This window comes from Maritimibacter sp. HL-12 (genome assembly GCF_900177545.1).
GTDB lineage: Bacteria > Pseudomonadota > Alphaproteobacteria > Rhodobacterales > Rhodobacteraceae > Sinisalibacter.
In genome coordinates this window covers 2,441,369-2,467,574 of sequence record NZ_FXBQ01000001.1, presented here as the reverse complement: position 1 = coordinate 2,467,574, position 26,206 = coordinate 2,441,369, and the positions used below count along the sequence as shown (strand labels likewise).

General features: G+C 67.4%; 25 protein-coding genes and 1 riboswitch. Of the genes, 13 read left to right on the top strand and 12 right to left on the bottom strand.

Features of this window, described 5'->3' with window-relative positions:
* Positions 1-49: 49 nt before the first annotated feature.
* From B9Y97_RS12365 to B9Y97_RS12325, 9 genes are all read right to left on the bottom strand, one after another.
* Complete coding sequence (locus tag B9Y97_RS12365) at positions 50-436, bottom strand: DUF309 domain-containing protein (RefSeq protein WP_217809455.1); 387 nt, start codon at positions 434-436, stop codon at positions 50-52.
* On the bottom strand, positions 433-1,245 hold the full coding sequence (locus B9Y97_RS12360) for an alpha/beta fold hydrolase (RefSeq protein WP_085527025.1): 813 nt from the start codon (positions 1,243-1,245) through the stop codon (positions 433-435). The genes B9Y97_RS12365 and B9Y97_RS12360 overlap by 4 nt, the downstream gene beginning before the upstream one ends.
* A 3-nt stretch (positions 1,246-1,248) precedes the next feature.
* Positions 1,249-2,778, bottom strand: a complete 1,530-nt coding sequence (locus B9Y97_RS12355; protein ID WP_085527024.1) for a benzoate-CoA ligase family protein — start codon at positions 2,776-2,778, stop codon at positions 1,249-1,251.
* 66 nt (positions 2,779-2,844) lie between these two features.
* Entirely contained in the window at positions 2,845-3,312 is a 468-nt protein-coding gene (locus B9Y97_RS12350; protein ID WP_085527023.1) for a 4-hydroxylaminobenzoate lyase, read from the bottom strand.
* A 117-nt stretch (positions 3,313-3,429) separates the two neighbouring features.
* Entirely contained in the window at positions 3,430-5,460 is a 2,031-nt protein-coding gene (locus B9Y97_RS12345; protein ID WP_085528239.1) for a M3 family metallopeptidase, read from the bottom strand.
* Positions 5,461-5,615: 155 nt separating this feature from the next.
* A complete protein-coding gene (locus tag B9Y97_RS12340; RefSeq protein WP_085527022.1) occupies positions 5,616-6,644 on the bottom strand; it encodes a HesA/MoeB/ThiF family protein in 1,029 nt (342 codons plus the stop codon).
* Entirely contained in the window at positions 6,641-7,105 is a 465-nt protein-coding gene (gene dut / locus B9Y97_RS12335; protein ID WP_085527021.1) for a dUTP diphosphatase, read from the bottom strand. Before dut ends, B9Y97_RS12340 begins: the two co-directional genes overlap by 4 nt.
* Positions 7,102-8,313: a bifunctional phosphopantothenoylcysteine decarboxylase/phosphopantothenate--cysteine ligase CoaBC gene (coaBC, locus tag B9Y97_RS12330; protein WP_085527020.1), complete on the bottom strand. Its 1,212-nt coding sequence runs from the start codon at positions 8,311-8,313 to the stop codon at positions 7,102-7,104. Before coaBC ends, dut begins: the two co-directional genes overlap by 4 nt.
* An 82-nt stretch (positions 8,314-8,395) precedes the next feature.
* Positions 8,396-9,178, bottom strand: a complete 783-nt coding sequence (locus tag B9Y97_RS12325) for a ChaN family lipoprotein (RefSeq protein WP_085527019.1) — start codon at positions 9,176-9,178, stop codon at positions 8,396-8,398.
* Between the two features lie 75 nt (positions 9,179-9,253).
* Here B9Y97_RS12325 and cobU point away from each other — a divergent pair, with 75 nt between their 5' ends.
* Entirely contained in the window at positions 9,254-9,796 is a 543-nt protein-coding gene (gene cobU, locus B9Y97_RS12320; RefSeq protein ID WP_085527018.1) for a bifunctional adenosylcobinamide kinase/adenosylcobinamide-phosphate guanylyltransferase, read from the top strand.
* Complete coding sequence (locus B9Y97_RS12315; protein ID WP_085527017.1) at positions 9,793-10,359, top strand: histidine phosphatase family protein; 567 nt, start codon at positions 9,793-9,795, stop codon at positions 10,357-10,359. Before cobU ends, B9Y97_RS12315 begins: the two co-directional genes overlap by 4 nt.
* Positions 10,360-10,408: 49 nt before the next feature.
* Here the strand turns inward: B9Y97_RS12315 and B9Y97_RS12310 are convergent, their stop codons facing one another.
* Positions 10,409-10,975, bottom strand: a complete 567-nt coding sequence (locus B9Y97_RS12310; protein ID WP_085527016.1) for a gamma-glutamylcyclotransferase family protein — start codon at positions 10,973-10,975, stop codon at positions 10,409-10,411.
* Positions 10,976-11,143: 168 nt separating this feature from the next.
* Positions 11,144-11,219, top strand: a riboswitch (glycine riboswitch).
* A gap of 55 nt (positions 11,220-11,274) precedes the next feature.
* Between B9Y97_RS12310 and gcvT the strand changes: the two genes are divergently transcribed.
* From gcvT to gcvP, 4 genes are read left to right on the top strand one after another with little or no spacing between them, the layout of a single operon-like run.
* Positions 11,275-12,387: a glycine cleavage system aminomethyltransferase GcvT gene (gcvT, locus tag B9Y97_RS12305; protein ID WP_085527015.1), complete on the top strand. Its 1,113-nt coding sequence runs from the start codon at positions 11,275-11,277 to the stop codon at positions 12,385-12,387.
* A gap of 22 nt (positions 12,388-12,409) precedes the next feature.
* On the top strand, positions 12,410-12,769 hold the full coding sequence (gene gcvH, locus B9Y97_RS12300; protein ID WP_085527014.1) for a glycine cleavage system protein GcvH: 360 nt from the start codon (positions 12,410-12,412) through the stop codon (positions 12,767-12,769).
* A gap of 2 nt (positions 12,770-12,771) precedes the next feature.
* Positions 12,772-13,233 (top strand): SRPBCC domain-containing protein, encoded by a 462-nt coding sequence (locus B9Y97_RS12295; protein WP_085527013.1) that lies wholly within the window; start codon positions 12,772-12,774, stop codon positions 13,231-13,233.
* 13 nt (positions 13,234-13,246) lie between these two features.
* The gene (gcvP, locus tag B9Y97_RS12290) at positions 13,247-16,096 is read left to right on the top strand and encodes an aminomethyl-transferring glycine dehydrogenase (protein ID WP_085527012.1); all 2,850 of its coding nucleotides are present in this window, start codon (positions 13,247-13,249) and stop codon (positions 16,094-16,096) included.
* A gap of 42 nt (positions 16,097-16,138) precedes the next feature.
* Here the strand turns inward: gcvP and B9Y97_RS12285 are convergent, their stop codons facing one another.
* Positions 16,139-17,356, bottom strand: a complete 1,218-nt coding sequence (locus tag B9Y97_RS12285) for a multidrug effflux MFS transporter (protein ID WP_085527011.1) — start codon at positions 17,354-17,356, stop codon at positions 16,139-16,141.
* Between the two features lie 179 nt (positions 17,357-17,535).
* Here B9Y97_RS12285 and B9Y97_RS12280 point away from each other — a divergent pair, with 179 nt between their 5' ends.
* The 4 genes from B9Y97_RS12280 (at position 17,536) to B9Y97_RS12265 (ending at position 22,243) form a co-directional block, all read left to right on the top strand.
* Positions 17,536-19,068, top strand: a complete 1,533-nt coding sequence (locus B9Y97_RS12280) for an acyl-CoA carboxylase subunit beta (RefSeq protein WP_085527010.1) — start codon at positions 17,536-17,538, stop codon at positions 19,066-19,068.
* 19 nt (positions 19,069-19,087) lie between these two features.
* Positions 19,088-19,501: a DUF6497 family protein gene (locus B9Y97_RS12275; RefSeq protein WP_254900914.1), complete on the top strand. Its 414-nt coding sequence runs from the start codon at positions 19,088-19,090 to the stop codon at positions 19,499-19,501.
* Between the two features lie 14 nt (positions 19,502-19,515).
* Positions 19,516-19,908 (top strand): hypothetical protein, encoded by a 393-nt coding sequence (locus B9Y97_RS12270; protein ID WP_139828429.1) that lies wholly within the window; start codon positions 19,516-19,518, stop codon positions 19,906-19,908.
* 334 nt (positions 19,909-20,242) lie between these two features.
* Positions 20,243-22,243, top strand: a complete 2,001-nt coding sequence (locus tag B9Y97_RS12265) for an acetyl-CoA carboxylase biotin carboxylase subunit (RefSeq protein ID WP_085527008.1) — start codon at positions 20,243-20,245, stop codon at positions 22,241-22,243.
* Positions 22,244-22,299: 56 nt separating this feature from the next.
* On the opposite strand, the gene B9Y97_RS12260 is transcribed toward B9Y97_RS12265, so the two are convergent.
* On the bottom strand, positions 22,300-22,689 hold the full coding sequence (locus B9Y97_RS12260) for a DUF4174 domain-containing protein (RefSeq protein ID WP_254900976.1): 390 nt from the start codon (positions 22,687-22,689) through the stop codon (positions 22,300-22,302).
* A gap of 204 nt (positions 22,690-22,893) precedes the next feature.
* On the opposite strand from B9Y97_RS12260, the gene scpA reads away from it, so the two are divergent.
* The 3 genes from scpA (at position 22,894) to B9Y97_RS12245 (ending at position 26,202) form a co-directional block, all read left to right on the top strand.
* Entirely contained in the window at positions 22,894-25,026 is a 2,133-nt protein-coding gene (scpA, locus tag B9Y97_RS12255) for a methylmalonyl-CoA mutase (RefSeq protein ID WP_085527006.1), read from the top strand.
* 79 nt (positions 25,027-25,105) lie between these two features.
* The gene (locus tag B9Y97_RS12250; RefSeq protein WP_085527005.1) at positions 25,106-25,720 is read left to right on the top strand and encodes a VOC family protein; all 615 of its coding nucleotides are present in this window, start codon (positions 25,106-25,108) and stop codon (positions 25,718-25,720) included.
* Entirely contained in the window at positions 25,717-26,202 is a 486-nt protein-coding gene (locus tag B9Y97_RS12245; RefSeq protein WP_085527004.1) for a GNAT family N-acetyltransferase, read from the top strand. The genes B9Y97_RS12250 and B9Y97_RS12245 overlap by 4 nt, the downstream gene beginning before the upstream one ends.
* The last annotated feature ends 4 nt before the right edge of the window (positions 26,203-26,206 follow it).

Here is a 26,206-nt window from a genome sequence, read left to right as displayed (position 1 = left end):
GGCGTCAATCCGGAAACCGGGACTTTCGGAACGACAAAAATGATATGCACTATAGTGCAACTTTCCCAGGGTGCGTGTCTCCGTCGGGAATCACCGCCCGCTCAAGCCGGTCGCGTTCGGCGCGCGCCCAGGCGGTGTCGATCCCTAGCACTTCGCCCCGCCCTGCCCGGTCGAGGTGCTCACGCGCCAAGGCGGCGATGCGGCCGGCGGCGGGGGCGCGGCCCATCCGCAGCTTGAGCCAGCCGTTTGCAAGCTGGATCAGCCCCTGAAGCAGCGCCCGCTCACGCGAGTTGGGCGCGGCCGCCAGCCAGAGTGGTTCCCAGGCCTCGTGCGCCTCCCAGAAATACCCCGCACGGTAGAGCGACAACCCCTCCTCAAGCCCGGGGCGGATCTCGGTCTCGGGGCGCGGGGTAAGGCCGGGGATGTGCGGGGTCACGTCACCGGCTCCACCGCCTCGATGGCTTCGAGCCCGGCGCAGAACTCGGTGATCGCGGCGAGCGTTTCCTGCGGTTTCTCGAGGTGCGGCGCGTGGTGCGCGCCCTCGATGATCGCGGTTTCAACCGGCGCGTAGCTGCGGGTTTCGATCTCGGCGATCTGGGCGAGGGTGCCGTACTGATCGGCGCTGCCCTGGATCGCGAGGCAGGGAATGCGCCAGTAGTCGATCACCTCGCCCACGTTCCACTTTTTGAAATCCTCTGCGAGCCAGGCGTCGTTCCAGCCGTAGAATGTATTGTCGGGGTCGCGGTGATACTTGGCCATCTTGCCGCGCAGCTCGCTTGTTACATAGGCCTTGCGCGCATGGGCGATCTCGGCCAGTCCCATTTCCTCGGTGAAGAAATGCGGCGCGATCAGGATCAGGGCGCGCACCCGGTGATCCTGCACCCGCCCGGCATATTCGGCGGCGATGGTCGCGCCGTCGGAATGGCCCATGAGGATGCCGCGCCGAAAGCCGATCGCGTCGAGCACCTGCGGCAGCACCTCCACCGCCTCGCGCGTCATGTAATCGAGCGGGCGCGGCAGATCGGCAAGGTCGGACTGGCCGTAGCCCGCGCGGGAATAGGCCATCACGCCGAAGCCGGTGGCCTCGGCCACCTTCGCGGGCACGTCGCGCCAGAGCGCGGTGCTGCCGAGGCCCTCGTGCAGCATCACGATGGTCGGGGCCTCACCGGGCGGAGGCCCCCAGCAGGCATATTCCAGCCGCTTGCCCCCCGCCTCAAGAAACCCGCTATCCACCCAATCCGCCATCGCTCAGGCCCTCAGCTTGAAGCGCTGGATCTTGCCGGTGGCGGTTTTCGGCAGCTCGTCCACCACCTCGATCCAGCGGGGGTATTTCCACATCCCGATCTTTTCCTTCACGATCGCCTTGAGCTCGTCCATCGAAGGCGCCTCGGCCCCGTCCTTGAGCACGATGTAGGCGGCAGGCTTGATCAGATCCTTTTCGTCGGCCCGGGCCACAACGGCGGCCTCCAGCACGGCGGGATGTTCGACCAGCGCCTGTTCCACCTCGAAGGGGCTCACCCAGATGCCCGAGACCTTGAACATATCGTCGGTGCGCCCGCAGTAGACATAACGCCCCTCGGGCGTGCGCTCATACTTGTCGCCCGTCCGGGTCCAGTGCCCCTCGAAGGTCGACATCGACTTGTGGCGGCGGTTCCAGTAGCCCTCGGCGCTCGAAGGCCCGCGCACCAGCAGTTCGCCCACCTCGCCCTCGGGCACGTCCTCGTCGTGCTCGTCGACGAGCCGCACCTCGTAGCCCGGCACCGCCTTGCCGGAGGTGCCATAGACGATATCGCCCGGCGCGTTCGACAGGAAGATGTGCAGCATCTCGGTCGAGCCGACACCGTCGATGATCTCGGCGCCCCAGAGCTTTTCCCAGCGCTCGCCGATCTCGCGCGGCAGCGCCTCGCCAGCGGAGGTGCAGATCCGGATCGCGTGATCGGGCTTGCCGCCCTTCTTCTCCTGCTCGGCCACCAGCGCGGCATAGAGCGTGGGCACGCCGCAGAACACCGTGGGCCGCTCGCGCGCCATGATCTCGAACACCGCGTCGGGCGTGGGCCGCCCGCCGAAAATCACCGTGGTGGCTCCCACGCTCATCGGAAAGCTCATCGCGTTACCGAGCCCGTAGGCGAAGAACATCTTGGCGACGGAAAACACCACGTCATCCTCGCGGATGCCGAGCACCTGCGCGCCGAAGGTATCGGCGGTGGCCTTCAGCGAGGAATGGACGTGGCGCACGCCCTTTGGGGTGCCGGTGGAACCCGATGAGTAAAGCCAGAACGCCAGCTCGTCGCCGTAGGCCTCAACCGGCTCGATCGCCGGAGCGCCTTCGACGAATTCGGTGTAATCCTCGGTGCCCTCGGGGGCGTCGCCGATCACCAGCACGGCGCGCAGGAAGCGGTTGCCATCGATCGCCGGTTTCAGCACGTCCCAGAGCTGCTCGGAGACCACGAGGATCGAGGCGCGGCTGTCGTTCAGGATCGCTTCGTAGATGTCGCTGGCCAGAAGCGTGTTGAGCGGCACCGGGATCGCCCCCGCCTTGAGCGCGCCCCAGAACACCACCGGAAACTCGATCTGGTCGCGCACGATCATCGCCACCCGTTCCTCGCGCCGCACGCCGTGGCGCAGCAGCGCACCGCCGAAACGGGCGGTTTGCTCGGCAAGCTGGTTGTAGGTGAGGCTGCGCTCTGCGCCATCGGCCTCGCGAAAGGCCACCTTCTCGCCACGACCTTCCGAAAGATGACGATCCACGAACCAGATCGCGGCGTTTTCGTTTTCCATGTTGTCCTCCCTGAACGGGCCACCGTTCTTTCGTGTGGTCCCGATTGGTTATGATATGCGCCCCGCCTACTTGCCGGTGAATTCGATCGCGCCCTCGGGCAGCAGGTAGATCACGTAGGCATCGCCGCCGGAAACGGTCGGGTGATGGTCGCTGCCGGGCGGGTAGACATACCATCCGGGTGCGAACTCGTCGAACTTCGGCGCCCCCTCGATCGGGATCACCGCGCCAATCTCGCCGGTCGGGTGGACATGGTGGGGGCCCTTGATGTCCTTCATCCGCACCACATCGACCGAGAACTGGCCGGTGGCACCGCCGGTCTTGATCGCGCGGCCGAACTTCACGCCGCCCGCCTCGCGGCTCATCAGCCAGCCCTCGCGCTCACCCTCGGCGCAGAGCTCGCCGAGACGCTGGAAATCGGCACCATCCGCCGGGTATTCCTCATTGAGAAACGCCGCCATCCGCCGGTCCAGCGGCACGCCTTCGAGCTGGGCGGCAATCCCCGACAGGAGCATGGAAAACTCTTCGGCCGACATGGCACTCCTCCCTGAACGCGCTGTGAGTCGATTATGCTATATAGTGCATATGCGGCAGGGTGACGCAACCTGATTTGCGCAATGATGCATTTTTTTGCACACCGCGACACCCAAGTGTCAGGCCGCGTCGCCCAGCAACCCGCGCCCCTTCAACAGCGGCTCGACGCCGGGCAACCCGCCGCGAAACGCGATATAGGCCTCGCCCGGGTCCTGCCCGTTGCCCGCCGACAGGATCGCGCGCTCCAGCCGCGCGGCGGTGGCGGGGTCGAACGGATCGCCGGTTTCCTCGAACGCGGCGAAGGCGTCTGCATCCATCACCTCCGACCACATGTAGGAATAATAGCCCGAGGAATAGCCGTCGCCGGCAAAGACATGGGCGAAATGCGGCGTGGCGTGGCGCATCCGGATCGCGCGCGGCAGGCCGATCTCTTCCAGCACCTCGGCCTGTTTCTGCATCGGATCGGCGGGCGCGGGGCCATCGTGAAACGCCAGATCGACCAGCGCGGAGGCGAGGTATTCGACGGTCTGGAAGCCCATGTCATGGCTCGCCGCACCCAGCAGCCGCGCCCGCATGTCTTCGGGCATCGCCTCGCCGGTCTCGGCGTGGGTGGCGAAGCGCGCCAGAACCTCCGGCACCTCGAGCCAGTGCTCGAAGAGCTGCGACGGCAGTTCGACGAAATCGCGCGCCACCGAGGTGCCGGCAATGCTCTCGTAGGTCACGTCCGAAAGAATATTGTGCAGGGCATGGCCGAACTCGTGAAACAGCGTGCGCGCGTCGTCCCAGCCGAGGAGCGCCGGGCGACCGGGTTCCGGCTTCGAGAAATTGCACACGTTCACCACGATCGGCCGCTGCGCGCCGTCGAGCTTGCCTTGCCGACGCATCGTCGTGCACCAGGCCCCCGAGCGCTTCGAGCCGCGTGCGAAATAGTCACCGATAAACACCGCCATGTGCGCGCCGTCGCGGGTGACCTCCCAGGCGCGCGCGTCTGGATGATAGAGCCCGGTCTCCAGCCGCCGAAACTCGAGGCCGAACAGCCGCCCGGCCACGTCGAAGGCCGCCTCGATCAACCGGTCGAGCTGGAGGTAGGGCTTGAGCGCGGCCTCGTCGAGATCATGCTCGGCCTGCCGGAGCTTCTCGGAATAGTAATGCCAGTCCCAAGGCTCCAGCGGGCCATCGTGGCCATCGGCCCGCAGCATCGCCTCGAGCCGGGCCGCGTCCCTTTCCGCCGCGGCGCGGGCCGGGGCCCAAACCTTTAGCAACAGATCGCGCACCGCTTGCGACGTCCTGGCCATCTCAGGCTCAAGCTTGAAGTCGGCAAAGCTGTCATAGCCGAGAAGCTGCGCCCGCTCCGCACGAAGCCGCAGGGTTTCGGCGGCAATCGCGCGGTTGTCGGTCGCCCCGCCACGCGCCCCGCGCGCGACATAGGCCTCGTAGGCGCGCCGGCGCAGATCGCGGCGCGGCGAGAAGGCGAGAAACGGCGTGATCAGCGACCGCGAGAGCGTCACCACCGCGCCGCCCGCGCCGCGCTCCTTGCCGGCGGCCCGCGCCGCATCGGCCACGAAGCCGGGCAAGCCCGCAAGATCGGAATCCGACAAGTCCATCGCCCAGTCGCGCTCGTCGGCCAGCAGGTTCTGCGCAAATTGCGTCCCCAGCGCCGCGAGCCGCTGCATCACCGCCTTGAGCCTTTCGCGGGCCTCGCCCTGCAACAGCGCCCCGGCCCGCACGAAGCCGCGCCGGGTCACCATCAGAACCCGCGCCTGCTCGGCGTCCAGCCCGAGCGCCTCGCGGTCCTGCCAGAGCGCCTCGACCCGGGCAAACAGCGCCGGGTTCATCGCGACCTCGGACGACCAGGCCGCGAGCTTCGGCGCAAGGTCGCGCTGCAACGCCTCGCGCGCCGGGTTGGCGTCGGCCCCGGCAAGCGCATAGAACACGCCCAGTACCTTCGAAAGCGTCGCATCGGCGCGTTCCAGCGCTTCGATCGTGTTGGCAAAATCGGCCGGCTCGGGGGTGTCGGCAATCGCCGCGATGCCCGCGCGCGCCTCGTCCAGGGCGGCCTCGATGGCGGGGGCAAAATCGGCATCCTGGATCGCGTCGAAAGGCGGCAGGGCGAAATCGCCCGTCCAGTCGGCGAGAAGGGGGTTGGTCATGCGCATCTCCTTTGACGTGAACCTAGGACCGCCGCCCAGGCCCGGCAAGCCACTGCCCCGGCTTCTTGGGTCCGCAAATACCTCGGGGAGTTTGAGGGGCGGAGCCCCTCATCGAAAACATCCTGCGCGCCGCGAGGCGCACCGCCTGGCCCCGGTCAGCCGCCGCAGACCGGGCAATCGGCGCGCTTTTTCGTCTTGATGATGCGCGCCTCGGCAAAAAGCCCGTCCCAGATCAGCAGCCGCCCGCGCAGGCCCTCGCCCGCCCCGGTGATCTCCTTCACCGCCTCGCCCGCCATCATCGCGCCGATCACCCCGGGCAAGGGGCCGATCACGCCAGCTTCGGCGCAGGTCGGTGCCAATCCCGGCGCGGGGGCCTCGGGAAAGACGCAGGCATAGCAGGGCGCGCCGGAGGCCGGATGCCAGGTTGCCAACTGGCCCTCCCACTGGCTGATCGCGCCGCCGATCACCGGCTTGCCCAGTCCGGCCGCCACGCGGTTAACGAGATAGCGGGTCGCGAAATTGTCCGAGCCTTCGAGAATCAGGTCGTAATCGGCAAACAGGGCCGCGGCGATCTCCTCCGTGAGCCGCCGGTTGTAGGGCCGCACGGTGATGTGCGGGTTGATCGCCCGCATCGCCGCTTCGGCGGAGAACACCTTGGCCTTGCCGATATCGGCGTCGGCGTGGATCACCTGGCGCTGGAGGTTGGAATTCGACACCGTATCGTCATCGATCACGCCGATGGTGCCAACGCCTGCGGCGGCGAGGTAGAGCAGTGCGGGGCTGCCGAGGCCGCCTGCCCCCACGACCAGCACGCGCGCCTGTTTCAGCGTCTTTTGTCCCGACCCGCCGATCTCGCGCAACACGATGTGGCGGGCATAGCGATCCAGTTCGGCGTCGGAAAACGGCCCGGTCTGCGCCACCTCCGCCGCGGGTGCGCGCGCCTTCAGCCAGCCGATCCCGCGCGCGTAGAGCGCCACCAGCGCCAGCACCCCGGCAAAGGTGGCCCACCCCGCGAAAGAGCCGCCGATGGCGCGCGGCAATGCGTGGTCCACGGGCAGCAGCCCATGCGCCAGCAGCACCGCGGCAAACAGGATCGCGGTCAGGATCGCGCGCATCCGCAGGGGAAAGCCCAACAGATGGCCGCCGCCCCAGATCAGCGCGAGCGCCAGCAGAAAGCCGGTCATTTGTGCCCCGTCGAACCGAACCCGCCCGGACCCCGCTCGGTATCGCCCAGCGCCTCGACCCGCTCGAAGCCGAACTGTACCACCGGCGCGACCACCGCCTGCGCGATCCGGTCGCCGTGGTGCACGATGTAGGGCTCCAGCCCGAGGTTGACGAGCAGAACCCCGAGCGGACCGCGATAATCGCTGTCGATGGTGCCGGGAGTATTGGGCACGGTCACGCCGTATTTCAGCGCCAGCCCGGAGCGCGGACGGATCTGGATCTCGAAACCCGGAGGGAGTTCCACCCGCAGGCCGGTCGGCACGATCCTGCGCTCCATCGGCCCGATCAGGAGGCCGAGGTGGCGTTCCTCCATCGGCAGGTTGGCGCGCAGATCGGCCCCCGCCGCGCCGGATGTCGCGTAAGACGGCGGCGGCAGGCTCTCGTCGGCGCCTTCATCCCAGACGAAACGCACCACGTTCATGCCTCGGCCTCCGCTGCGAGCGCCTCGGCGATGCGCGCGGCCAGCTTGCGGGCGACCTCATGTTTCGGCATCCGCGGCCAGTCCTCGACGCCATCTTCGCGCACGATATGCACCGCGTTCTCGCTGCCGCCCATGATCCCGGTCTCGGGCCGCACATCGTTGGCCACGATCCAGTCGCAGCCTTTGCGCGCACGCTTGGCGGTGGCATTTGCGATCACGTCGTCGGTTTCGGCGGCGAAACCCACCACCAGCCTCGGCCTGCCGCTGCGCCTTTGGCTCACGGTGGCGAGGATGTCAGGGTTCTCGACAAAATCGAGCGCCGGTTGGCTGCCCGCCCCAAGCTTCTTGATCTTGTGCGGCGCAGCCGCGGCCATGCGCCAGTCGGCGACCGCGGCTGCGAACACGGCGGCATCGGCGGGCAAGGCGTCTTCGACCGCCGCCAGCATCTCGGCCGCGGTGTTGACCCGCACCACCGTCACGCCATCGGGCGGCGGCACCTCGGCGGGGCCGGTGATGAAGGTCACCTGCGCCCCCAGACCGGCCAGCGCCGCGGCAATCGCGGTGCCTTGCGCGCCGGAGGAGCGGTTGGCGATGTAGCGCACCGGGTCGATCGGCTCGTGGGTGGGTCCGGAGGTTACCAGTATGTGCCGGCCGCTGAGCGGCCCACCCTCCAGCGCCGCCGCGATGGCATCGGCGATCTCGTCGGGCTCCACCATCCGGCCCGGGCCGAACTCGCCACAGGCCATCGCGCCCTCGGTCGGCCCGGCGAAGATCACGCCGTCGGCTTGCAGTTGCGCCACGTTGCGCCGGGTGGCCGGGTGCTCCCACATCCGCACGTTCATCGCCGGGGCCACCAGCACGCGCTTGTCGGTTGCCATCAGGAGCGTCGAGGCCAGGTCGTTGGCCAGCCCGTGCGCCATCTTCGCCAGCAGATCGGCGGTGGCGGGCGCGACCACCACCAGATCGGCATCGCGGGACAGCTCGATGTGTCCCATCTCCGCCTCTTCGGTGAGATCGAACAGGTCGGTATGGACCTTTTCGGCCGCCAGCGCCGAGGCCGAAAGCGGGGTGACGAACTCGGTGCCTGCGCGGGTGAGCACCGGCACAACTTCTGCACCGCGCTCGCGCAGGAGCCGGATCAGCGTGAGTGTCTTGAACGCGGCCACGCCGCCGCCAATGATGAGAAGGACCCGTTTTCCCGCGAGCATCCGCGCCTCCCGTGCCGTTGCCCCTTGTTACGGGGCGCGGCCCCGCCGCGCAATGGGCGAGCGCACAGGTTCCGGGCCTGGCTCAGCGAAACGCGAGGCAGGGATCGGGCCGGTCCACCCCCGGCGCATCGAGCACCAGGTCGAAGCCGCCCTCCGGGGCCGCGCCGTCCTCGGACTGGCCAAGGCTGAACAGGCTCACCTCGGGCGCGATCCGGGCCACGTAGGCGGGCAGACCCCAATCCTTGCGCGCGTGGCCATTGCCGGTGATCACCGCCACCGGCCCGCCGGTTTCGGCCAGCGCATCGAGTGCGGCACGGGCCAGAACCGCGTCGCGCAGCCGTTGCAGATCGACCATGCCGGGCAGCAGGTCGAGCGGCAGCGCGTTGCAATGCGCGGCCATCTGCAGGTTGAGCCGATCGGCCAGTTCCTCGGCGTCCAGTTCGCTGGTGAGCCCGTAAGCCTCGGCCTGCGCGCCGAAGGCGCGCGCGATCCCGATCTGCATCGCGGTGCGGGCTTCCTCGCGCGGCACCGCGGCACCGTAGACAGCCGCCCCGCGCCCGGCGGTGAAGATCGGGTAATACATCTCGAAATCGGGCCAGCCCGAGGCCGACCAGTCGAGGCTTTCGGCCAAGGCGTCAGGATCATCCAGCGCGTCGTCGCTGACCCGCGCGGCCTGCGCCTCGGTGAGCATCTCGAACACGACGGCGCGCGGGGCGAGGGCGGCCACCGCCTCGGCCTGCACCGCATGATGTGCCGGATTGTCGTGAACCTCGCCGAGAACGACGATGTCGGCCGAGACCTCGCCGAGCGGGTTGCCGATGGCGGGAAGGGCAAGTACGGCGAAGAGCGCGATGAACCTGTGCATCGTCCCAATCTGGGGGATCGGTCACGGTCGCACAAGCGTCTTTTCCCCGCGCGCGCCCGGTGCTAGGCCAATGCCATGACCGTCTCGCTGCCCGCCCTCTCGCTCGTTCTCGGTGCCGCCGCCTCCGGCAAGTCCGCCTTCGCGGAACGTCTGCTCGCGGCCACCGACCGGCCGCCGACCTATATCGCCACGGCGCAGGCTTTCGACGAGGAAATGCGGCTGAAGATCGTGGCCCACCAGGCCCGGCGCGGATCGGGCTGGACCACGGTGGAAGCGCCGTTCGACCTGACCGGGCCGCTCGCCGCCGTCGAGCCGGGCGGCGCGGTTCTGATCGACTGCGCAACGCTTTGGCTGACCAATCACCTGATTGCCGAACACGACCTTGTGACCGAGGAAACGCGCCTGCTGCATGCGATCCGCGACGCGGCGGTGCCGGTGGTGGTGGTCTCGAACGAGGTGGGGGCGGGGATCGTGCCGGAGAACGCCCTCGCGCGCCGCTTCCGTGCCGCGCAGGGACGGCTCAACCAGAGCCTCGCCGCGCGGGCCGATCTCGTCGTCGCGGTGATGGCGGGGCTGCCGCTGGTCCTGAAGGGCGAGTTGCCGGGGGGCGCGGCATGACCGAGATCTGGTGGGTGCGCCACGGGCCGACACACCGCAAGGACATGATCGGCTGGACCGACGCACCCGCCGATCTGTCCGACACCGAGGCGCTTTCGCGCCTTGCGGCCTATCTGCCGGACGCCCCGGTTGTCTCGTCGGACCTGTCGCGCGCCGTGGCCACCGCCGACGCGATCCTCGGAGCAAGGCCGCGTCTCGGTCACCTGCCGGGGCTGCGCGAGTTGAATTTCGGTGCATGGGAGGGCCGCAGCGCCGCGGAGCTCTACGACGAAGCCCCCGAGATCATGACCGCCTACTGGAACGATCCCGCCAGCATCCGTCCGCCGGGCGGCGAAAGTTTCACCGACCTTGCGGCCCGGGTGAATGATGCGCTGGACGCGCTCGCGGAGCACCCGCGGGTGATCGCGGTGGCACATTTCGGGGTGATTCTCACCCAGATTCACCGCGCCCGCGGGGGAGACGTGAAACAGGTGCTGGCGGAGCGGATCGAGAACCTCTCGGTCACCGAACTGCGTCGCGGCCCCTCCGGCTGGAACACCGGGCGGATCAACCACCGGCCGTGACGGCGCACGGGCCGGGTTTCGGCCCCCGTCTGCATGCCTGTAAGCGCGGCTACTGCTGGATGCGCCGCGCCCCCACCCGGGCAATGCCCTCGTCGACCACGGCACGCTCCGCGTCATCGAGACTCTGGGCCCGGGCGTAGATCGGCGCGGCGCGGTCGTCGAGCACCGGCACGTGCCAGCCTTCGGTTGTCTCGAAGAAATGCCGCGCGCCGTCGGGGCCGAACTCGGCGAGGAAGCCTTGCACCACGACGTCGATATAAGACAGCAGCACCGGGTTATCGTCGCCCGGATCGTGATGCGCGCCCTCGGGGATGGCGTAGATCGCCACGTCGAGCAGGCGGCCGGCGCGGTGCTGCGTCGCCTGGCTCACATCGAAACGGGCATAGGCGTGTTCGCGGGCATCCAGCGCGGCCCAGTCTACACCCGGCACGGCGGCGATCAGACCCTCGACGTAATCCTCGGCCGCGGGCACCACGGTGAGGAAACAGCGCGCGCGCAGCGGCGACTTGCGCCAGGCCCGCCGCCAGCCGGAAACGCGGGCAGTTTGCGCCTCGGCGTAGGCGTGGGTGCGGCGGTTCACAAGCGAGCCGTAGCCAAAGAAGAACGGGGTCGACATTCGGCAAATCTGGCGTGGCACCCGGCGCGTTGCAAGCTCTTGCCGGGTGCGGGCGAGGTTGCTAGGGTCGCGCCACCCGCGCAGGGAGAACCCGGCGGCCCTCCCGGGGGCTGGCCGGTGCCGAAGGAGCAACCGCCCCGGTAAACTCTCAGGCAAGCGGACCGCGCGGGGCAAGACTCTGGAGAGAGGCCGGAAGGCCCGCCGAAGGGATAACGATCTCAGGCGAAGGGACAGAGGGGGCATCGGACGGGCAATCATGCCCAGCGATGCCGGGCGCGCACTCCCGGCGGGGAGACCCCATGAGCAACCTCAAGCGCACCGCGCTCCACGACCTGCATATCGAGCTTGGCGCGAAGATGGTGCCCTTTGCCGGTTGGGAGATGCCGGTGCAATACCCGGCCGGGGTGATGAAAGAACACCTGCATTGTCGCGCCAAGGCGGGGCTGTTCGACGTCAGCCACATGGGTCAGGTGACCCTGCGCGGGAACGGTGCGTCCGAAGCCCTGGAGCGGCTGGTGCCGGTCGATCTTGCGGGGCTCGCGCCGGGCCGCCAACGCTACGCGATGTTCACCACAGAGGACGGCGGGATCATCGACGACCTGATGGTGGCCAACACCGGCGAACACCTGTTTCTGGTGCTCAACGCGGCGCGCGCGGAGGTCGATCTCGACCATTTGCACGAGCACCTGCCCGACGTGGAGATCAGCCATTTGCGGGGCCGTGGCCTGCTGGCGTTGCAGGGTCCGGGTGCCGAAGATGCGCTGGCCGCTCTGAACCCCGCGGTGCGCGAGATGCGGTTCATGGACGTGGCCGCGCTGGAACTTGCCGGGGCCACCTGCTGGGTGAGCCGGTCGGGTTACACCGGCGAGGACGGATTCGAGATCTCGATCCCTGGCACGATGGCACCCCGGCTGGCGCGGGCGCTGCTGGAAAACCCCGAGGTGGCTCCCATCGGCCTCGGCGCGCGCGATTCGCTGCGGCTGGAGGCCGGGTTGTGTCTCTACGGGTCGGATATCGACGAGACCACCTCGCCGGTCGAGGCCGGGCTGTCCTGGGCGATCCAGAAGGCCCGGCGGACCGGCGGCGCGCGGGCGGGCGGCTTCCCCGGCGCGGACCGTATCCTGCGCGAGTTGGACGAAGGCCCGGACCGGCGGCGCGTCGGCCTCCTGCCCGAGGGTCGCGCGCCGATGCGCGCACATACGCCCCTGTTCTCTGCGGAAGACGCCGCCGAGCCGGTGGGCGAGATCACCTCCGGGGCCTTTGGCCCGTCGATCGAACGGCCGATGTCGATGGGCTACGTCCCCACCGCGCTGGCTGCCGAGGGCACGACACTTTGGGGCGAGGTGCGCGGCAAGCGCCTGGCCGCAACGGTTGCACCCCTGCCCTTCCACCCCACATCCTACAAACGCTGACAGCCAACGGGAGACCCCGCATATGAAATACACCGAAGAACACGAATGGCTCGAAGACGCCGATGGCATCGTGACCGTGGGCATCACCGCCCATGCCGCCGAGCAACTGGGCGATATCGTCTTCGTCGAATTGCCCGAGGTGGGCACCGAGGTGACCAAGGACGACGAGGTGGTGGTGATCGAGAGCGTGAAAGCGGCTTCCGACATTCTCGCGCCGATCGATGGTGAGATCGTCGAGGTGAACGAGGCCATCGTGGAAGACCCCGCCAAGGTCAACGAAGACCCGGAAGGCGCGGCCTGGTTCTTCAAGGTCAAACCCGCCGAGCCGGGCCAGATGGACGATTACCTGGACGAGGCCGCCTACAAGGCCTTCATCGGCTGATCATGGCGGACCCTCAAACCCATCGCGCCAGCCGCAAGATCGCCGCGTCACCGGAGGTGCTCTATTGGGCCCTCCTTGACCCCGACGCGCTGGAAACATGGCTGGCGCCCCAGGGCGCGCACCTGTTGGTCGAGAAACTTGACGCCCAGCCCGGCGGGGCCTTCCGCTTCGTGCTCACCTTCGACGCCTACAAGGGCAAGAGCGGCGCGAACAAGGATGTGATCTCGGGCCATTTCGTCGCCCTCACGCCGGGGGAACTGGTGCTTTCCGAGAGCGATTTCACCACCGACGATCCCGACTTCGAGGGCACGATGCACACCGGCTGGCATTTCTCCCCGGTGCCGGGTGGCACCCGGGTCGAGGTGGTGGCCGAAAACGTGCCGCCGGGCATCTCGAAACAGGACCACGAAGCGGGCTTCGCGGCCTCGCTCGCCAACCTCGCCCGCTACGCCGAACAGAATTGACCGGACCAGCCCCATGCCCTTTACCCCCACCGACTACCTGCCCTACGACTTCGCCAACCGCCGCCATATCGGCCCCTCGCCCGCCGAGATGGCCGATATGTTCGCGACCCTTGGCGTTGCAAACCTCGATGCGCTGATCGACGAGACCGTGCCGGCCTCGATCCGCCAGGCCGAGCCGCTCGACTTCGGCAAGCCCCGCTCGGAGCGCGAGATGCTCTACCAGATGCGGGTGACGGCGGCGAAGAACACGGTTCTGCGCTCGCTGCTGGGCCAAGGCTATCACGGCACCGTCACGCCGCCGGTGATCCAGCGCAACATCCTCGAAAACCCGGCGTGGTATACCGCATATACGCCGTACCAGCCCGAGATCAGCCAGGGCCGGCTGGAGGCGCTGCTGAATTTCCAGACGATGATTTCCGATCTGACCGGGCTTGAAGTGGCCAATGCTTCGCTGCTCGACGAGTCGACCGCCTGCGCCGAGGCGATGACAATGGCGCAGCGAGTAGCGAAATCGAAGGCGAAGGCATTTTTCGTCGATGCCGCCTGCCACCCGCAGAACATCGCGGTGATGAAGACGCGCGCCGAACCGCTCGGCATCGAGGTGATCGTCGACGATCCGGCGCACATGGACCCCGAAGCGGTGTTCGGCGCGATCTTCCAGTATCCCGGCACGCATGGCGAATTGCGCGACTTCTCCGGCGAGATCGCGGCGCTGCATACCTTCAAGGGTATCGGCATCATCGCCGCCGACCCGCTGGCGCTCACGCTGTTGAAAGAGCCGGGCGCGATGGGGGCCGATATCGCGGTTGGCTCGACCCAGCGTTTCGGCGTGCCGATGGCCTACGGCGGGCCGCACGCGGCCTACATGGCCTGCCACGAGGCGCACAAACGGGCGCTGCCGGGGCGTCTCGTCGGGGTTTCCATCGACGCGCGCGGCAACAAGGCCTACCGGCTCGCGTTGCAGACCCGCGAGCAGCATATCCGCCGCGAGAAAGCCACCTCGAACGTCTGCACCGCGCAGGCTCTGCTGGCGGTGATGGCGAGTTTCTATGCCGTGTTCCATGGCCCCGAGGGGCTCAAGGCCATTGCCCAGCGCATTCACCGCAAGACCGCGCGGCTGGCGCGCAAGCTCGAACAGGCCGGCTACGTGATCGCGCCAGACCATTTCTTCGATACGATCACGGTGGAGGTGGGGCATCTGCAAAAGGGCATCATCCTCGCCGCCCTCAAGGAGGGGGTGAATCTGCGGCCTGTCGGCAAGACCCGGATCGGCATCACGCTGGACGAGGCAACCCGGTCGCCCACCATCGAGGCGGTCTGGCGCGCCTTCGGCGTGGTGGCGGAAGATCGTGATTTCTCCGAAGACTACCACCGGCTGCCGGGCCCGCTGGCGCGCAAGAGCGACTATCTCACCCACCCCGTGTTTCACATGAACCGGGCCGAGACCGAGATGATGCGCTACATGCGCCGCCTTGCCGACCGCGACCTCGCACTTGACCGGGCGATGATCCCGCTCGGCTCCTGCACCATGAAGCTCAACTCGGCGGCCGAGATGATGCCGGTGAGCTGGCGCGAGTTTTCCATGATGCACCCGCTCTGCCCGCCCGACCAGGCGGCGGGCTACCACGAGCTGATCGAGGACCTGAAGGCCAAGCTCTGCGCCATCACCGGCTACGACGCGATGTCCATGCAGCCGAACTCCGGCGCGCAGGGCGAATACGCGGGCCTTCTCACCATCCGCGCCTTCCACGCCGCGCGCGGCGAGGGCCACCGCGATGTCTGCCTGATCCCGATGAGCGCGCATGGCACCAACCCGGCCTCTGCGCACATGGCAGGCATGGAGGTGGTGGTGGTGAAATCGGCCGGGAACGGCGATATCGACGTGGCCGATTTCCGCGCCAAGGCCGAGGCCGCGGGCGACCGGCTCGCGGCCTGCATGATCACCTACCCCTCCACCCACGGCGTGTTCGAGGAAACCGTGCGCGAGGTCTGTGACATCACCCGCGAGTTCGGCGGGCAGGTCTATATCGACGGGGCCAATCTCAACGCGCTGGTCGGCCTCGTGAAGCTTGGCGAGATCGGCGGCGACGTGAGCCACCTCAACCTGCACAAGACCTTCGCCATCCCGCATGGCGGCGGCGGCCCCGGCATGGGGCCGATCGGGGTGAAGGCGCATCTCGCGCCGCACCTGCCGGGAGATCCGTTCTCCGGGGCGGCGGGGGCGGTCTCGTCGGCACCCTATGGCTCGGCGTCGATCCTGCCGATCTCATGGGCCTATATCCTGATGATGGGCGGGGCCGGGCTGGCGCAGGCCAGCAAGGTGGCGATCCTCAACGCCAACTACATCGCAACCCGTCTCTCCGGGGCCTACGAAGTGCTCTACAAGGGGCCAACGGGCCGGGTGGCGCATGAATGCATCATCGACGCGCGCCCCTTCGCCGAAAGCGCGGGGGTCAGCGTCGAAGACATCGCCAAGCGGCTGATCGACGCCGGCTTCCACGCGCCCACCATGAGCTGGCCGGTGGCGGGCACGCTGATGATCGAGCCGACCGAGAGCGAAACCAAGGCCGAGCTCGACCGCTTCTGCGACGCGATGCTGGCGATCCGCGAGGAGATCCGGGCGATCGAGGACGGCGACATCGACCGCGAGAACAACCCGTTGAAACACGCACCGCACACCACCGAAGACCTCGTGGGCGACTGGAACCGTCCCTATACCCGCGAGCAGGGATGCTTTCCGCCCGGGGCGTTCCGGGTCGACAAGTACTGGCCGCCAGTCAACCGCGTCGACAACGTGTTCGGCGACCGCAACCTGGTGTGCACCTGCCCGCCGCTGGCGGCCTACGCCGACGCCGCGGAATGAGCGGTTTCGCCCCGGGTTGTGCCCGGGGCGACCCACCGGGGCTCAGGCCTCGCCGATGCGCCGGTTTCGGAGGATCACCGCGAGGATGGCGAGCACCGAGAGCGCCGAGGAGGCAAGCATCAGCGCAAGCAGCGGGATCGCCCCGGACTCGACGCTGAGGATCATGCCCGACAGCGCCGAAAGCGCCGCGCCGCCGCCGATCATCAGCGCGCCGCCCAGCCCCGAGGCGCTGCCCGCAAGCTGCGGGCGCACCGAAAGCGTGCCCGCGGTGGCATTGGGCAGCACCATGCCGTTGCCGATGCCAAGCGGGATCATGAAGCCGAAGAAGACCAGCGGATGGGCAAAGCCCGCGATGTGCAGCGCGACGGAAGCGGCGAGGCCGAGGGTGGAGACGATGGTGCCCCAGAGGATCATCCTGTCGATCCCGTAGCGCACCGAAAAGCGGCCCGAGATGCCGTTGCCCAGCAGATAGCCCAGCGCCGCCGCGCCGAACAACATGCCGAGCGTGGCCGGGTCGAGGTGGTAGATCTCGGACCCGACGAAAGGCGCACCGCCGAGGTAGGCGAAGAAGGTGCCGGAGGCAAACATCGCCGCGGCGGAATAGCCCCAGAAACGCGGCGAGAGGAGAAGCTCCGGATAGTCGCGCAGTTGCGCCCCGAAGCCGCCCTCGCGGCGGATCGCGGTTTCGCCAAGGTCGCGCCAGATCAGCCAGATTACCAGCAGGCCGAGGCCCGCAAGCAGCCAGAAATTCGCCTGCCAGCCGAAGCCCGCATCGAGCACCCCGCCAAGCGCGGGGCCGAACATCGGCACCAGCGACATGCCCATGGTGACATAGGCGATCATCGAGGCGGCTTCGGCACCGGGCACCATGTCGCGCACCACGGCGCGACTGAGCACCATCCCCGCCGACACCGCCGCCTGCAGCATCCGGAAGGCGAGGAAGATCTCGGCGGTGGGCGCGAGCAGGCAGCCAATGGTGGCGAGCACGAAGATCGCGAAAGACCACAACAGCACCGGGCGGCGGCCATAGCGGTCGGAGATCGGACCGATCACCACCTGCAGCACGGCGTTCATCGCGAGGTAGAGCGCGACCGAAAGCTGCATCAGCCGGTATTCCGCCTCGAAGAAGATTGTCATCGTCGGCAGCGACGGCAGGAAGATGTTCATCGACAGTGCCGAGAGCCCCGCGATGAGGGTCAGGGTGAAGATATGCGGGGGGGTGGCGCGATCGAGAAAGCGCACGGCGGGCATCTGGCTCATGAAGACCGGTTACCCCCGGGCGGAGGGATTGTCGAGATGGTGGAACGCAGTGCGGGGCGGTGGTTACGCAAGTTTGCAATTTGCACGAAGATCGCCTCGCTACATTTGCAAATACGCCCGATTCCGCTTTGGCCTTTCGCTCCCACCCGCTAGGTTGCCCCGAAATCACGGAGGCACCGATGAAAGACATTCTCCAGGAACTCGAAGATCGCCGCGGCGTCGCCCGCAAGGGCGGCGGCACGCGGCGCATCGAAGCGCAGCACGCCAAGGGCAAGCTGACCGCGCGCGAGCGCATCGACCTTCTGCTCGATGAAGGCTCCTTCGAGGAGTTCGACATGTTCAAGGCGCATCGCTGCACCGACTTCGACATGCAGGATAGCCAGATCCCCGGCGACGGCGTGGTGACAGGCTGGGGCACGATCAACGGCCGCATGGTCTACGTGTTCAGCCAGGATTTCACCGTCTTCGGCGGCTCGCTCTCCGAGACCCATGCCGAGAAGATCGCCAAGATCATGGACATGGCGCTGCAGAACGGCGCGCCGGTGATCGGGCTGAACGATTCGGGCGGCGCGCGCATCCAGGAGGGCGTCGACAGCCTTGCAGGCTATGCCGAGGTGTTTCAGCGCAACATCATGGCGAGCGGCGTGGTGCCGCAGATCAGCGTGATCATGGGCCCCTGCGCGGGCGGCGCGGTCTATTCCCCGGCGATGACCGACTTCATCTTCATGGTGCGCGATTCGTCCTACATGTTCGTCACCGGCCCCGACGTGGTGAAAACCGTCACCAACGAGGTGGTGACGGCGGAAGAACTCGGCGGTGCCGCGACCCATACGAAAAAGTCCTCCGTCGCCGACGGTGCCTTCGACAACGACGTGGAGGCGATGGACGAGGTGCGGCGGCTGGTCGATTTCCTGCCCCTCAACAACCGTGCCAAGGTGCCGGTGCGGCCGTTTTTCGACGATCCCGGCCGGATCGAGGAAAGCCTCGATACGCTGATCCCCGACAACCTCAACCAGCCCTACGACATGAAGGAACTGATCCTGAAGGTCGCCGACGAGGGCGATTTCTACGAGATCCAGGAAGCCTTCGCGGCCAATATCATCACCGGGTTCATCCGCATCGAGGGCCGGACGGTGGGCGTTGTGGCGAACCAGCCGATGGTGCTCGCGGGCGTGCTCGACATCGATTCGAGCCGCAAGGCCGCGCGTTTCGTGCGGTTCTGCGACGCCTTCGAGATCCCGATCCTCACCTTCGTCGACGTGCCGGGCTTCCTGCCGGGCACCAGCCAGGAATACGGCGGCGTGATCAAGCACGGCGCGAAACTGCTGTTTGCTTACGGCGAGGCGACGGTGCCGAAGGTGACGGTGATCACCCGCAAGGCCTATGGCGGGGCCTATGACGTGATGGCCTCCAAGCACCTGCGCGGCGATTTCAACTATGCCTGGCCCACGGCGCAGATCGCGGTGATGGGGGCCAAGGGCGCGGTGGAAATCCTCTACCGCAGCGAGTTGAACGATCCCGAGAAGATCGCCGCCCGCACCAAGGATTACGAAGCCCGTTTCGCCAATCCCTTCGTGGCCGCCGAGCGCGGTTTCATCGACGAGGTGATCCAGCCGCATTCCACCCGCAAGCGGGTGGCCCGGGCCTTTGCGTCGCTGCGCAACAAGAAGATCGAAAACCCGTGGAAGAAGCACGACAACATCCCGCTTTGAGCGGGTGCCGGGAGACCTGATGCCAATCGCGACGACATGGAGGAGCACCGCGCTCGCGCTGCTCTGCGCCGCCCCGGCGCTGGCCGAGGATGCGGGCCTGATCGCCCTGCCCTCGGGGCGGGAGGTGGCCTTCCATGACGTGATCTGGGGCGAGCCGGGCCCGACCGGGCTCACCTTGCGCTTTCGCTTCATCGAACCGGAGCTGGAACGGGCACTGGAAACCATGAACTACGACGAACAGGAATCCGACATGGCCTATCTTTGCGAGACCTATGCGCTCGACCGGATCGCCAGCAGCGGCCCGCAACCGAGCCAGGTGGTGATCTCGATCTCGGATCGGCCGGTGGAATTCGGCACGGCCGACCCCGAGGCGGTGCAGGTCTTTGAAGCCTATAGCCCCGAGGCGGACGGCTGCGTCTGGGAGGGGTTCTGATGGCGCTGCCCGACATGACCAAGCACCGCGGCTTTCCCGGCCGCCTGCCCGGCACCGACTTCCAGTTCACCATCCGCCGGGCGAACAAGAAGGGGGCCACGCCGCTGATCCGGCGCGAACGTTACGCCGACCGCCGACCAGCCGACCGGCGCGCCGACGCGGGCTTCATGGCCGCGCTCTGGGCGCATTTCGGCGAGGAGCCCTTCGAGCGCGGCAACCTCGACGCCGGGCGGCTGTCGTGGCTGTTCGGCCGCGAGGTGGTGCCCGCCGAAGACCCGTTCGACCCCGAAAGCTACGAGGCGATGCTGAGAATCAACATCGATCTGGCGCGCGCGAGCTTTCCCGAAGCCTTCGAGGACGATGCCGCCGACTGGGACGACGAGACCGACGAGGACTGGGACGAATGAGCGCCTTTTTGCTTGCGGCCGGTCAATTTTGGCAAAGCCCCGCGCAAAGCGGGCGGGCGCGGCGCGCGGGCTGTTCGGCAAAGGCATCGCCCGCCTATGCTGGATGCATGGCAGGGGCTCTATCCCGGTTTCCTGCCTGGTTTAGCAAAACCGTTACCCTTCCCCTTCTGCCCGGTCTGGCCCTTTTCGGGCCGGGCCGGGATTTTTCGTGTGCCTTCGCAGCACGACCAACCGCGCCGCGCGCGCGGCGCTGTCACCCCGGCGCGCGCCGGGGTGAACTGACTCCCCTTACGCGGCCGTGCCGCCCGAAACACACCACCAAGAGGAACGGGACATGTTCGAGAAGATCCTGATCGCCAACCGCGGCGAGATCGCCTGCCGGGTCATCAAGACCGCGCGCAAGATGGGGATCGCCACCGTGGCGATCTATTCCGACGCCGACCGCAATGCGCTTCATGTGAAGATGGCCGACGAGGCGGTGCACATCGGCCCGCCGCCCGCGAACCAGTCCTACATCGTGATCGACAAGGTGATGGCGGCGATCCGGGGCAGCGGCGCGCAGGCGGTGCACCCGGGCTACGGGTTCCTTTCGGAGAACGCGAAGTTCGCGCAGGCGCTGGAAGCTGAAGGCGTGGCCTTCATCGGCCCGCCGGTCGGCGCGATCGAGGCGATGGGCGACAAGATCACCTCGAAGAAGATCGCCCAGGACGCGAACGTCTCGACCGTGCCCGGCTACATGGGCCTGATCGAGAATGCCGATGACGCGGTGCGCATCGCCGGCGAGGTTGGCTACCCGGTGATGATCAAGGCCAGCGCCGGCGGCGGTGGCAAGGGCATGCGGATCGCCTGGAACGATGCCGAGTGCCGCGAGGGCTTCCAGTCGTCAAAGAACGAGGCGGCGAGCTCCTTCGGCGACGACCGGATCTTCATCGAGAAATTCGTCACCCAGCCGCGCCACATCGAGATCCAGGTGTTGTGCGATGCCCATGGCAATGGGATCTATCTCGGCGAGCGCGAATGCTCGATCCAGCGCAGGAACCAGAAGGTGATCGAAGAGGCGCCGTCGCCGTTTCTCGACGCCGCGACCCGCAAGGCGATGGGCGAGCAGGCCGTCGCGCTGGCCAAGGCGGTGGGCTATACCAGCGCCGGCACGGTGGAATTCATCGTCGACGGCGACAAGAATTTCTACTTCCTCGAAATGAACACCCGGCTTCAGGTCGAGCACCCGGTCACCGAATTGATCACCGGCGTCGACCTCGTGGAGCAGATGATTCGGGTCGCGGCGGGCGAAAAGCTCTCGATCAGCCAGGACGATGTGAAGCTCAATGGCTGGGCGATGGAAAGCCGGCTTTACGCCGAAGACCCCTATCGCGGCTTCCTGCCCTCGATCGGCCGCCTCACCCGCTACCGTCCGCCCGCCGAGGTGGCCGACGCGGAACACGTGGTGCGCAACGATACCGGCGTCTACGAGGGCGGCGAAATCAGCATGTTCTACGACCCGATGATTGCCAAGCTCTGCACCTGGGGGCCGACCCGGGGCGAGGCCATCGAACACATGCGCGTCGCCCTCGACAGTTTCGAGGTCGAAGGGATCGGCCACAACCTGCCGTTCCTCTCGGCGGTGATGGAGCATCCCCGCTTCGTCTCGGGCAACATCACCACCGCCTTCATCGCGGAGGAATACCCCGAGGGATTCGAGGGCGCGACGCTCGACCAGAAAAACCTCCAGCGCGTGGCGGCGGCGGTAGCGGCAATGTTCCGGGTGGACGAGATCCGGCGCTCGCGGATCTCGGGCCGGATGGACAACCACGAACGCGTCGTCGGCACCGATTGGGTGGTGACGCTGCAAGGTGAGAGCTTCGAGGTGGTGATCGACGCCGACCACGGCGGCTCGACCGTGCGCTTTCTCGACGGCAGCGCGATGCGCGTCACCTCGGACTGGACCCCGGGCGACCAGCTCGCGCTCCTCGAGGTCGATGGCGCAGCGTTGGTGCTCAAGGTGGGTCGCATCCACGGCGGCTACCGGATCCGCACCCGGGGGGCCGATCTGAAGGTTTACGTGCGCACGCCCCGGCAGGCCGAGCTTGCCACGCTGATGCCGGAAAAACTGCCGCCCGACACCTCAAAGGTGCTGCTCTGCCCGATGCCCGGCCTGATCGTGAAGATCGACGTGGCGGAGGGCGACGAGGTGCAGGAGGGCCAGACGCTCTGCACCGTCGAAGCAATGAAGATGGAAAACATCCTGCGCGCCGAGCGCAAGGCCGTGGTCAGCCGGATCAACGTCGGACCGGGCGACAGTCTCGGCGTCGACGCCGTGATCATGGAGTTCGAATAGGCGATGATGCCGCGCGCCTGCATCCCTTCCCGCGCGGCCGGGGTCGCACACAAGGGCTACAGCCCCCGCTGGTCGCGCATTTCCTGCTGCCGCATCGGCATCTTGTCGATCGAACGGGTGATTTCGCGCACGTCCCAGGGGTTGGGTTTGCGCAGGTATCGCTGGCCGTCCTTGCCGATCAGCACCAGGTCGAAGCCGCGCGGACGCAGCGCCGTGCGGATCGGGGATTCGGCCGAGGGATCGGTATCGACGATGACGACGACGTCGCGCTCCAACAATTCCTCGGGGCGGGCCTCGATATACCCCATCTGCTGGACGAATCGCGGATCGTTCGGCCCGTCCGCGAAAATGACGAGCGGGCGGGCGAGCCATAGAAAATCGGAAAGCTCCCGCTCACCGGCCTCCATGATTTCGAGTCCCGGTTCCGCGTTGAGCTCCTCGACCATATCAGGGTCAAGGGTCTCGGGCTCCTCCGCGGCATCCTGCGCGGGAGCATCGGGCATATCCTCCGCGTCCTGGGCGAGCAGGGACGGTGCGCCGAAGCTCGCGGCGATACCGGCGGCAAGGGCTAGGGCTTTGATCATCTTCGCTCCTTTTCTTTTTCATATAGGCTACGGAGCACAGCGCACAATGGACGAAGGAGAGTGTCGATGAGCGACTTTGACGCCTGGAAAGACCTGGCGACCAGGGAATTGCGCGGGCGGTCGATCGACGATCTGACCTGGCACACGCCCGAGGGCATCCCGGTTTACCCGGTCTACGATGTCTGCGACGGTCAGGGCCACCCGCATCAGGCTGCAACTCTGCCGGGCCTGCCGCCATTCACCCGCGGCCCGCGCGCCACGATGTATGCCGGTCGGCCCTGGACGATCCGCCAATACGCCGGCTTCTCCACCGCAGAAGAAAGCAACGCCTTCTACCGCAAGGCGCTCGCGGCCGGTCAACAAGGCGTGAGCGTGGCCTTCGACCTCGCCACCCACCGTGGCTACGACAGCGATCACGAGCGCGTGATGGGTGATGTCGGCAAGGCCGGCGTGGCGATCGACTCGGTCGAAGACATGAAGATCCTTTTCGACGGCATCCCGCTCGGCGAGGTGAGCGTGAGCATGACGATGAACGGCGCGGTGATCCCGATCCTTGCCAGTTTCATCGTCGCGGGCGAGGAACAGGGGGTAGACCGGGCAGAGCTTTCGGGCACGATCCAGAACGACATCCTCAAGGAGTTCATGGTCCGCAACACCTACATCTACCCGCCGGAACCCTCGATGCGGATCGTCTCCGACATCATCGAGTTCACCTCGACCGACATGCCGCGTTTCAACTCGATCTCGATTTCCGGCTACCACATGCAGGAAGCAGGCGCGAACCTGGTGCAGGAACTGGCCTTCACCCTGGCCGACGGGCGCGAATACGTCCGCGCCGCGATCGCGCGCGGGCTGGATGTCGATGCCTTTGCCGGGCGGCTCAGTTTCTTCTTCGCCATCGGCATGAATTTTTTCATGGAAGCCGCCAAGCTGCGCGCCGCGCGCTTCCTGTGGCACCGGATCATGAGCGAGTTCGAGCCGAAGAAGCCGGGCTCCCTGATGCTGCGCACCCATTGCCAGACCTCCGGCGTGAGCCTGCAGGAGCAAGACCCCTACAACAACATCGTGCGCACCGCCTTCGAGGCGATGAGCGCGGTGCTGGGCGGCACCCAGTCGCTGCACACCAACGCGTTCGACGAGGCCATCGCCCTGCCGACCGAAACCTCTGCGCGCATCGCCCGCAACACCCAGTTGATCCTGCAGAACGAGACCGGGGTGACCCACGTGGTCGACCCGCTGGCGGGCTCCTACTACGTCGAGAAGCTCACCGCCGACCTGATCGAGGAAGCCTGGAAGCTGATCGAGGAGGTCGACGCGATGGGCGGGATGACCAAGGCGGTGGCCACGGGCATGCCCAAGCTGCGCATCGAGGAGGCGGCCGCGCGCCGGCAGGCCGCCGTCGACCGGGGCGACGAGGTGATCGTCGGTGTCAACAAGTTCCGGCTCGAGAAGGAAGACCACCTCGATATCCGTGATGTCGACAACGTTTCGGTGCGCGACAGCCAGATCAAGCGGCTGGAGCGGATCCGCGCGACCCGCGATCAGGCCTCCTGCGACAAGGCGCTGGCCGGCCTCGAACGGGCCGCGCGCTCGGGCGAGGGCAACCTGCTTGCGCTCGCAATCGAGGCGGCCCGGGCGCGGGCCACGGTAGGAGAGATTTCGATGGCGATGGAAAAGGCATTCGGCCGCCACCGGGCCGAGGTGAAAACGCTCGCGGGCGTCTACGGCGCGGCCTACGAGGGCGATGAGGGCTTCGCCGCGATCCAGGCCGACGTGGAGAAGTTTGCCGAGGAAGAAGGCCGCAGGCCGCGGATGCTGGTGGTCAAGATGGGGCAGGACGGCCACGACCGCGGTGCCAAGGTGATCGCTACCGCCTTTGCCGATATCGGCTTCGACGTCGATGTGGGGCCCTTGTTCCAGACCCCGGAGGAGGCGGCGCAGGACGCGGTTGACAACGACGTGCACGTGGTTGGGATCTCGAGCCAGGCGGCCGGGCACAAGACCCTTGCCCCCAAGCTCATCGAGGCGCTGAAGGCGCAAGGTGCCGGGGAGATCCTGGTGATCTGCGGCGGGGTGATCCCGCAGCAGGATTACGATTTTCTCAGGAAAGCCGGGGTAAAGGCGATCTTCGGACCGGGCACCAACATCCCCGAGGCCGCCAAGGACATCCTGCGGTTGATCCGCGAGGCACGGGGCTGAAACCACGGGTCGGGCGAAGCGGCGATAGTCTTTTGGTTTCGCCGCCGACCGTGGCAAGGTCGCACAAAGCGGAGGACACATGCCGGGACTCATTGATCATCTTGTGGTGACAGCCAACCGGCTCTCGGCGGCGAGTGCGCTCGTCGAAACCGAGCTCGGGCTGGGCATGGACCAAGGCGGTGCCCATGCGGCCATGGGCACGCATAACCGGCTGCTTTCGCTCGGTCCGCTCGATTATGTCGAGGCACTGGCGATCGACCCCGACGCCCCTGCCCCGGACCGCCCGCGCTGGTTCGGGCTCGACCGGCGCGAAGGCCCGGCGCGGCTCACCGCCTGGGCGCTGCGGGTGCCGGACCTCGACGCGGCGCTGGCCGAGGCCCCCGACGGTATCGGTGCGCCGGCCGAACTTGCGCGCGGCGATTATCGCTGGCGTTTCAGCCTGCCCGAAAGCGGTGTCCTGCCGTTCGACGGGCTGTTTCCCGCGCTGATCGAGTGGCAGGGGCCGATGCCGCAGGAGGCGCTCGAAGACCACGGCGCGCGGCTCGTTTCGCTCACGATCAGGCATCCGCGGGCCGGTGCTCTCGGCTGGGCGCTGTCGATGCTCTCCAGCGACGACCGGGTCGTGGTGCGCGAAGGCCCGGCCGGGCTCTCGGCACTGATCCATACCCCCGAAGGCGAAAAGGTGCTTGAGTGATCCGGCCCGCGCGGCCGGACGATGCGGCGCAGATCGCCGCATTCTGGAACCCGCTGATCCGCGACACCGCGGTGACCTTCTACCCGCTTGAGCGATCCGAGGCCGAGATCGCGGCATCCATTGTCGACAAGGCACGGGCGGGGCACGGGTTTTTCGTGGCCGAAAGCGGCGGCGCGGTGGTGGGCTTTGCCAACTACGGCCAGTTTCGCACCGGGCCCGGCTATGCCCGCACCATGGAGCACACCATCATCATCGACCCGCGGGCACATGGCACGGGCGTCGGCCGTGCCCTGATCGGCGCGGTGGAAGACCATGCCCGCAGGCGCGGCGCGCGGATGATGATCGCCGGGATCTCGGGCGAAAACCCGGATGGCATCGCCTTTCACGCCCGCATGGGCTATTGCGAGATCGCCCGGCTGGACGGCGTGGGCTGGAAGTTCGGCCGGGCAATGGATCTCGTGCTCATGCGCAAAACGCTGTAGAAGG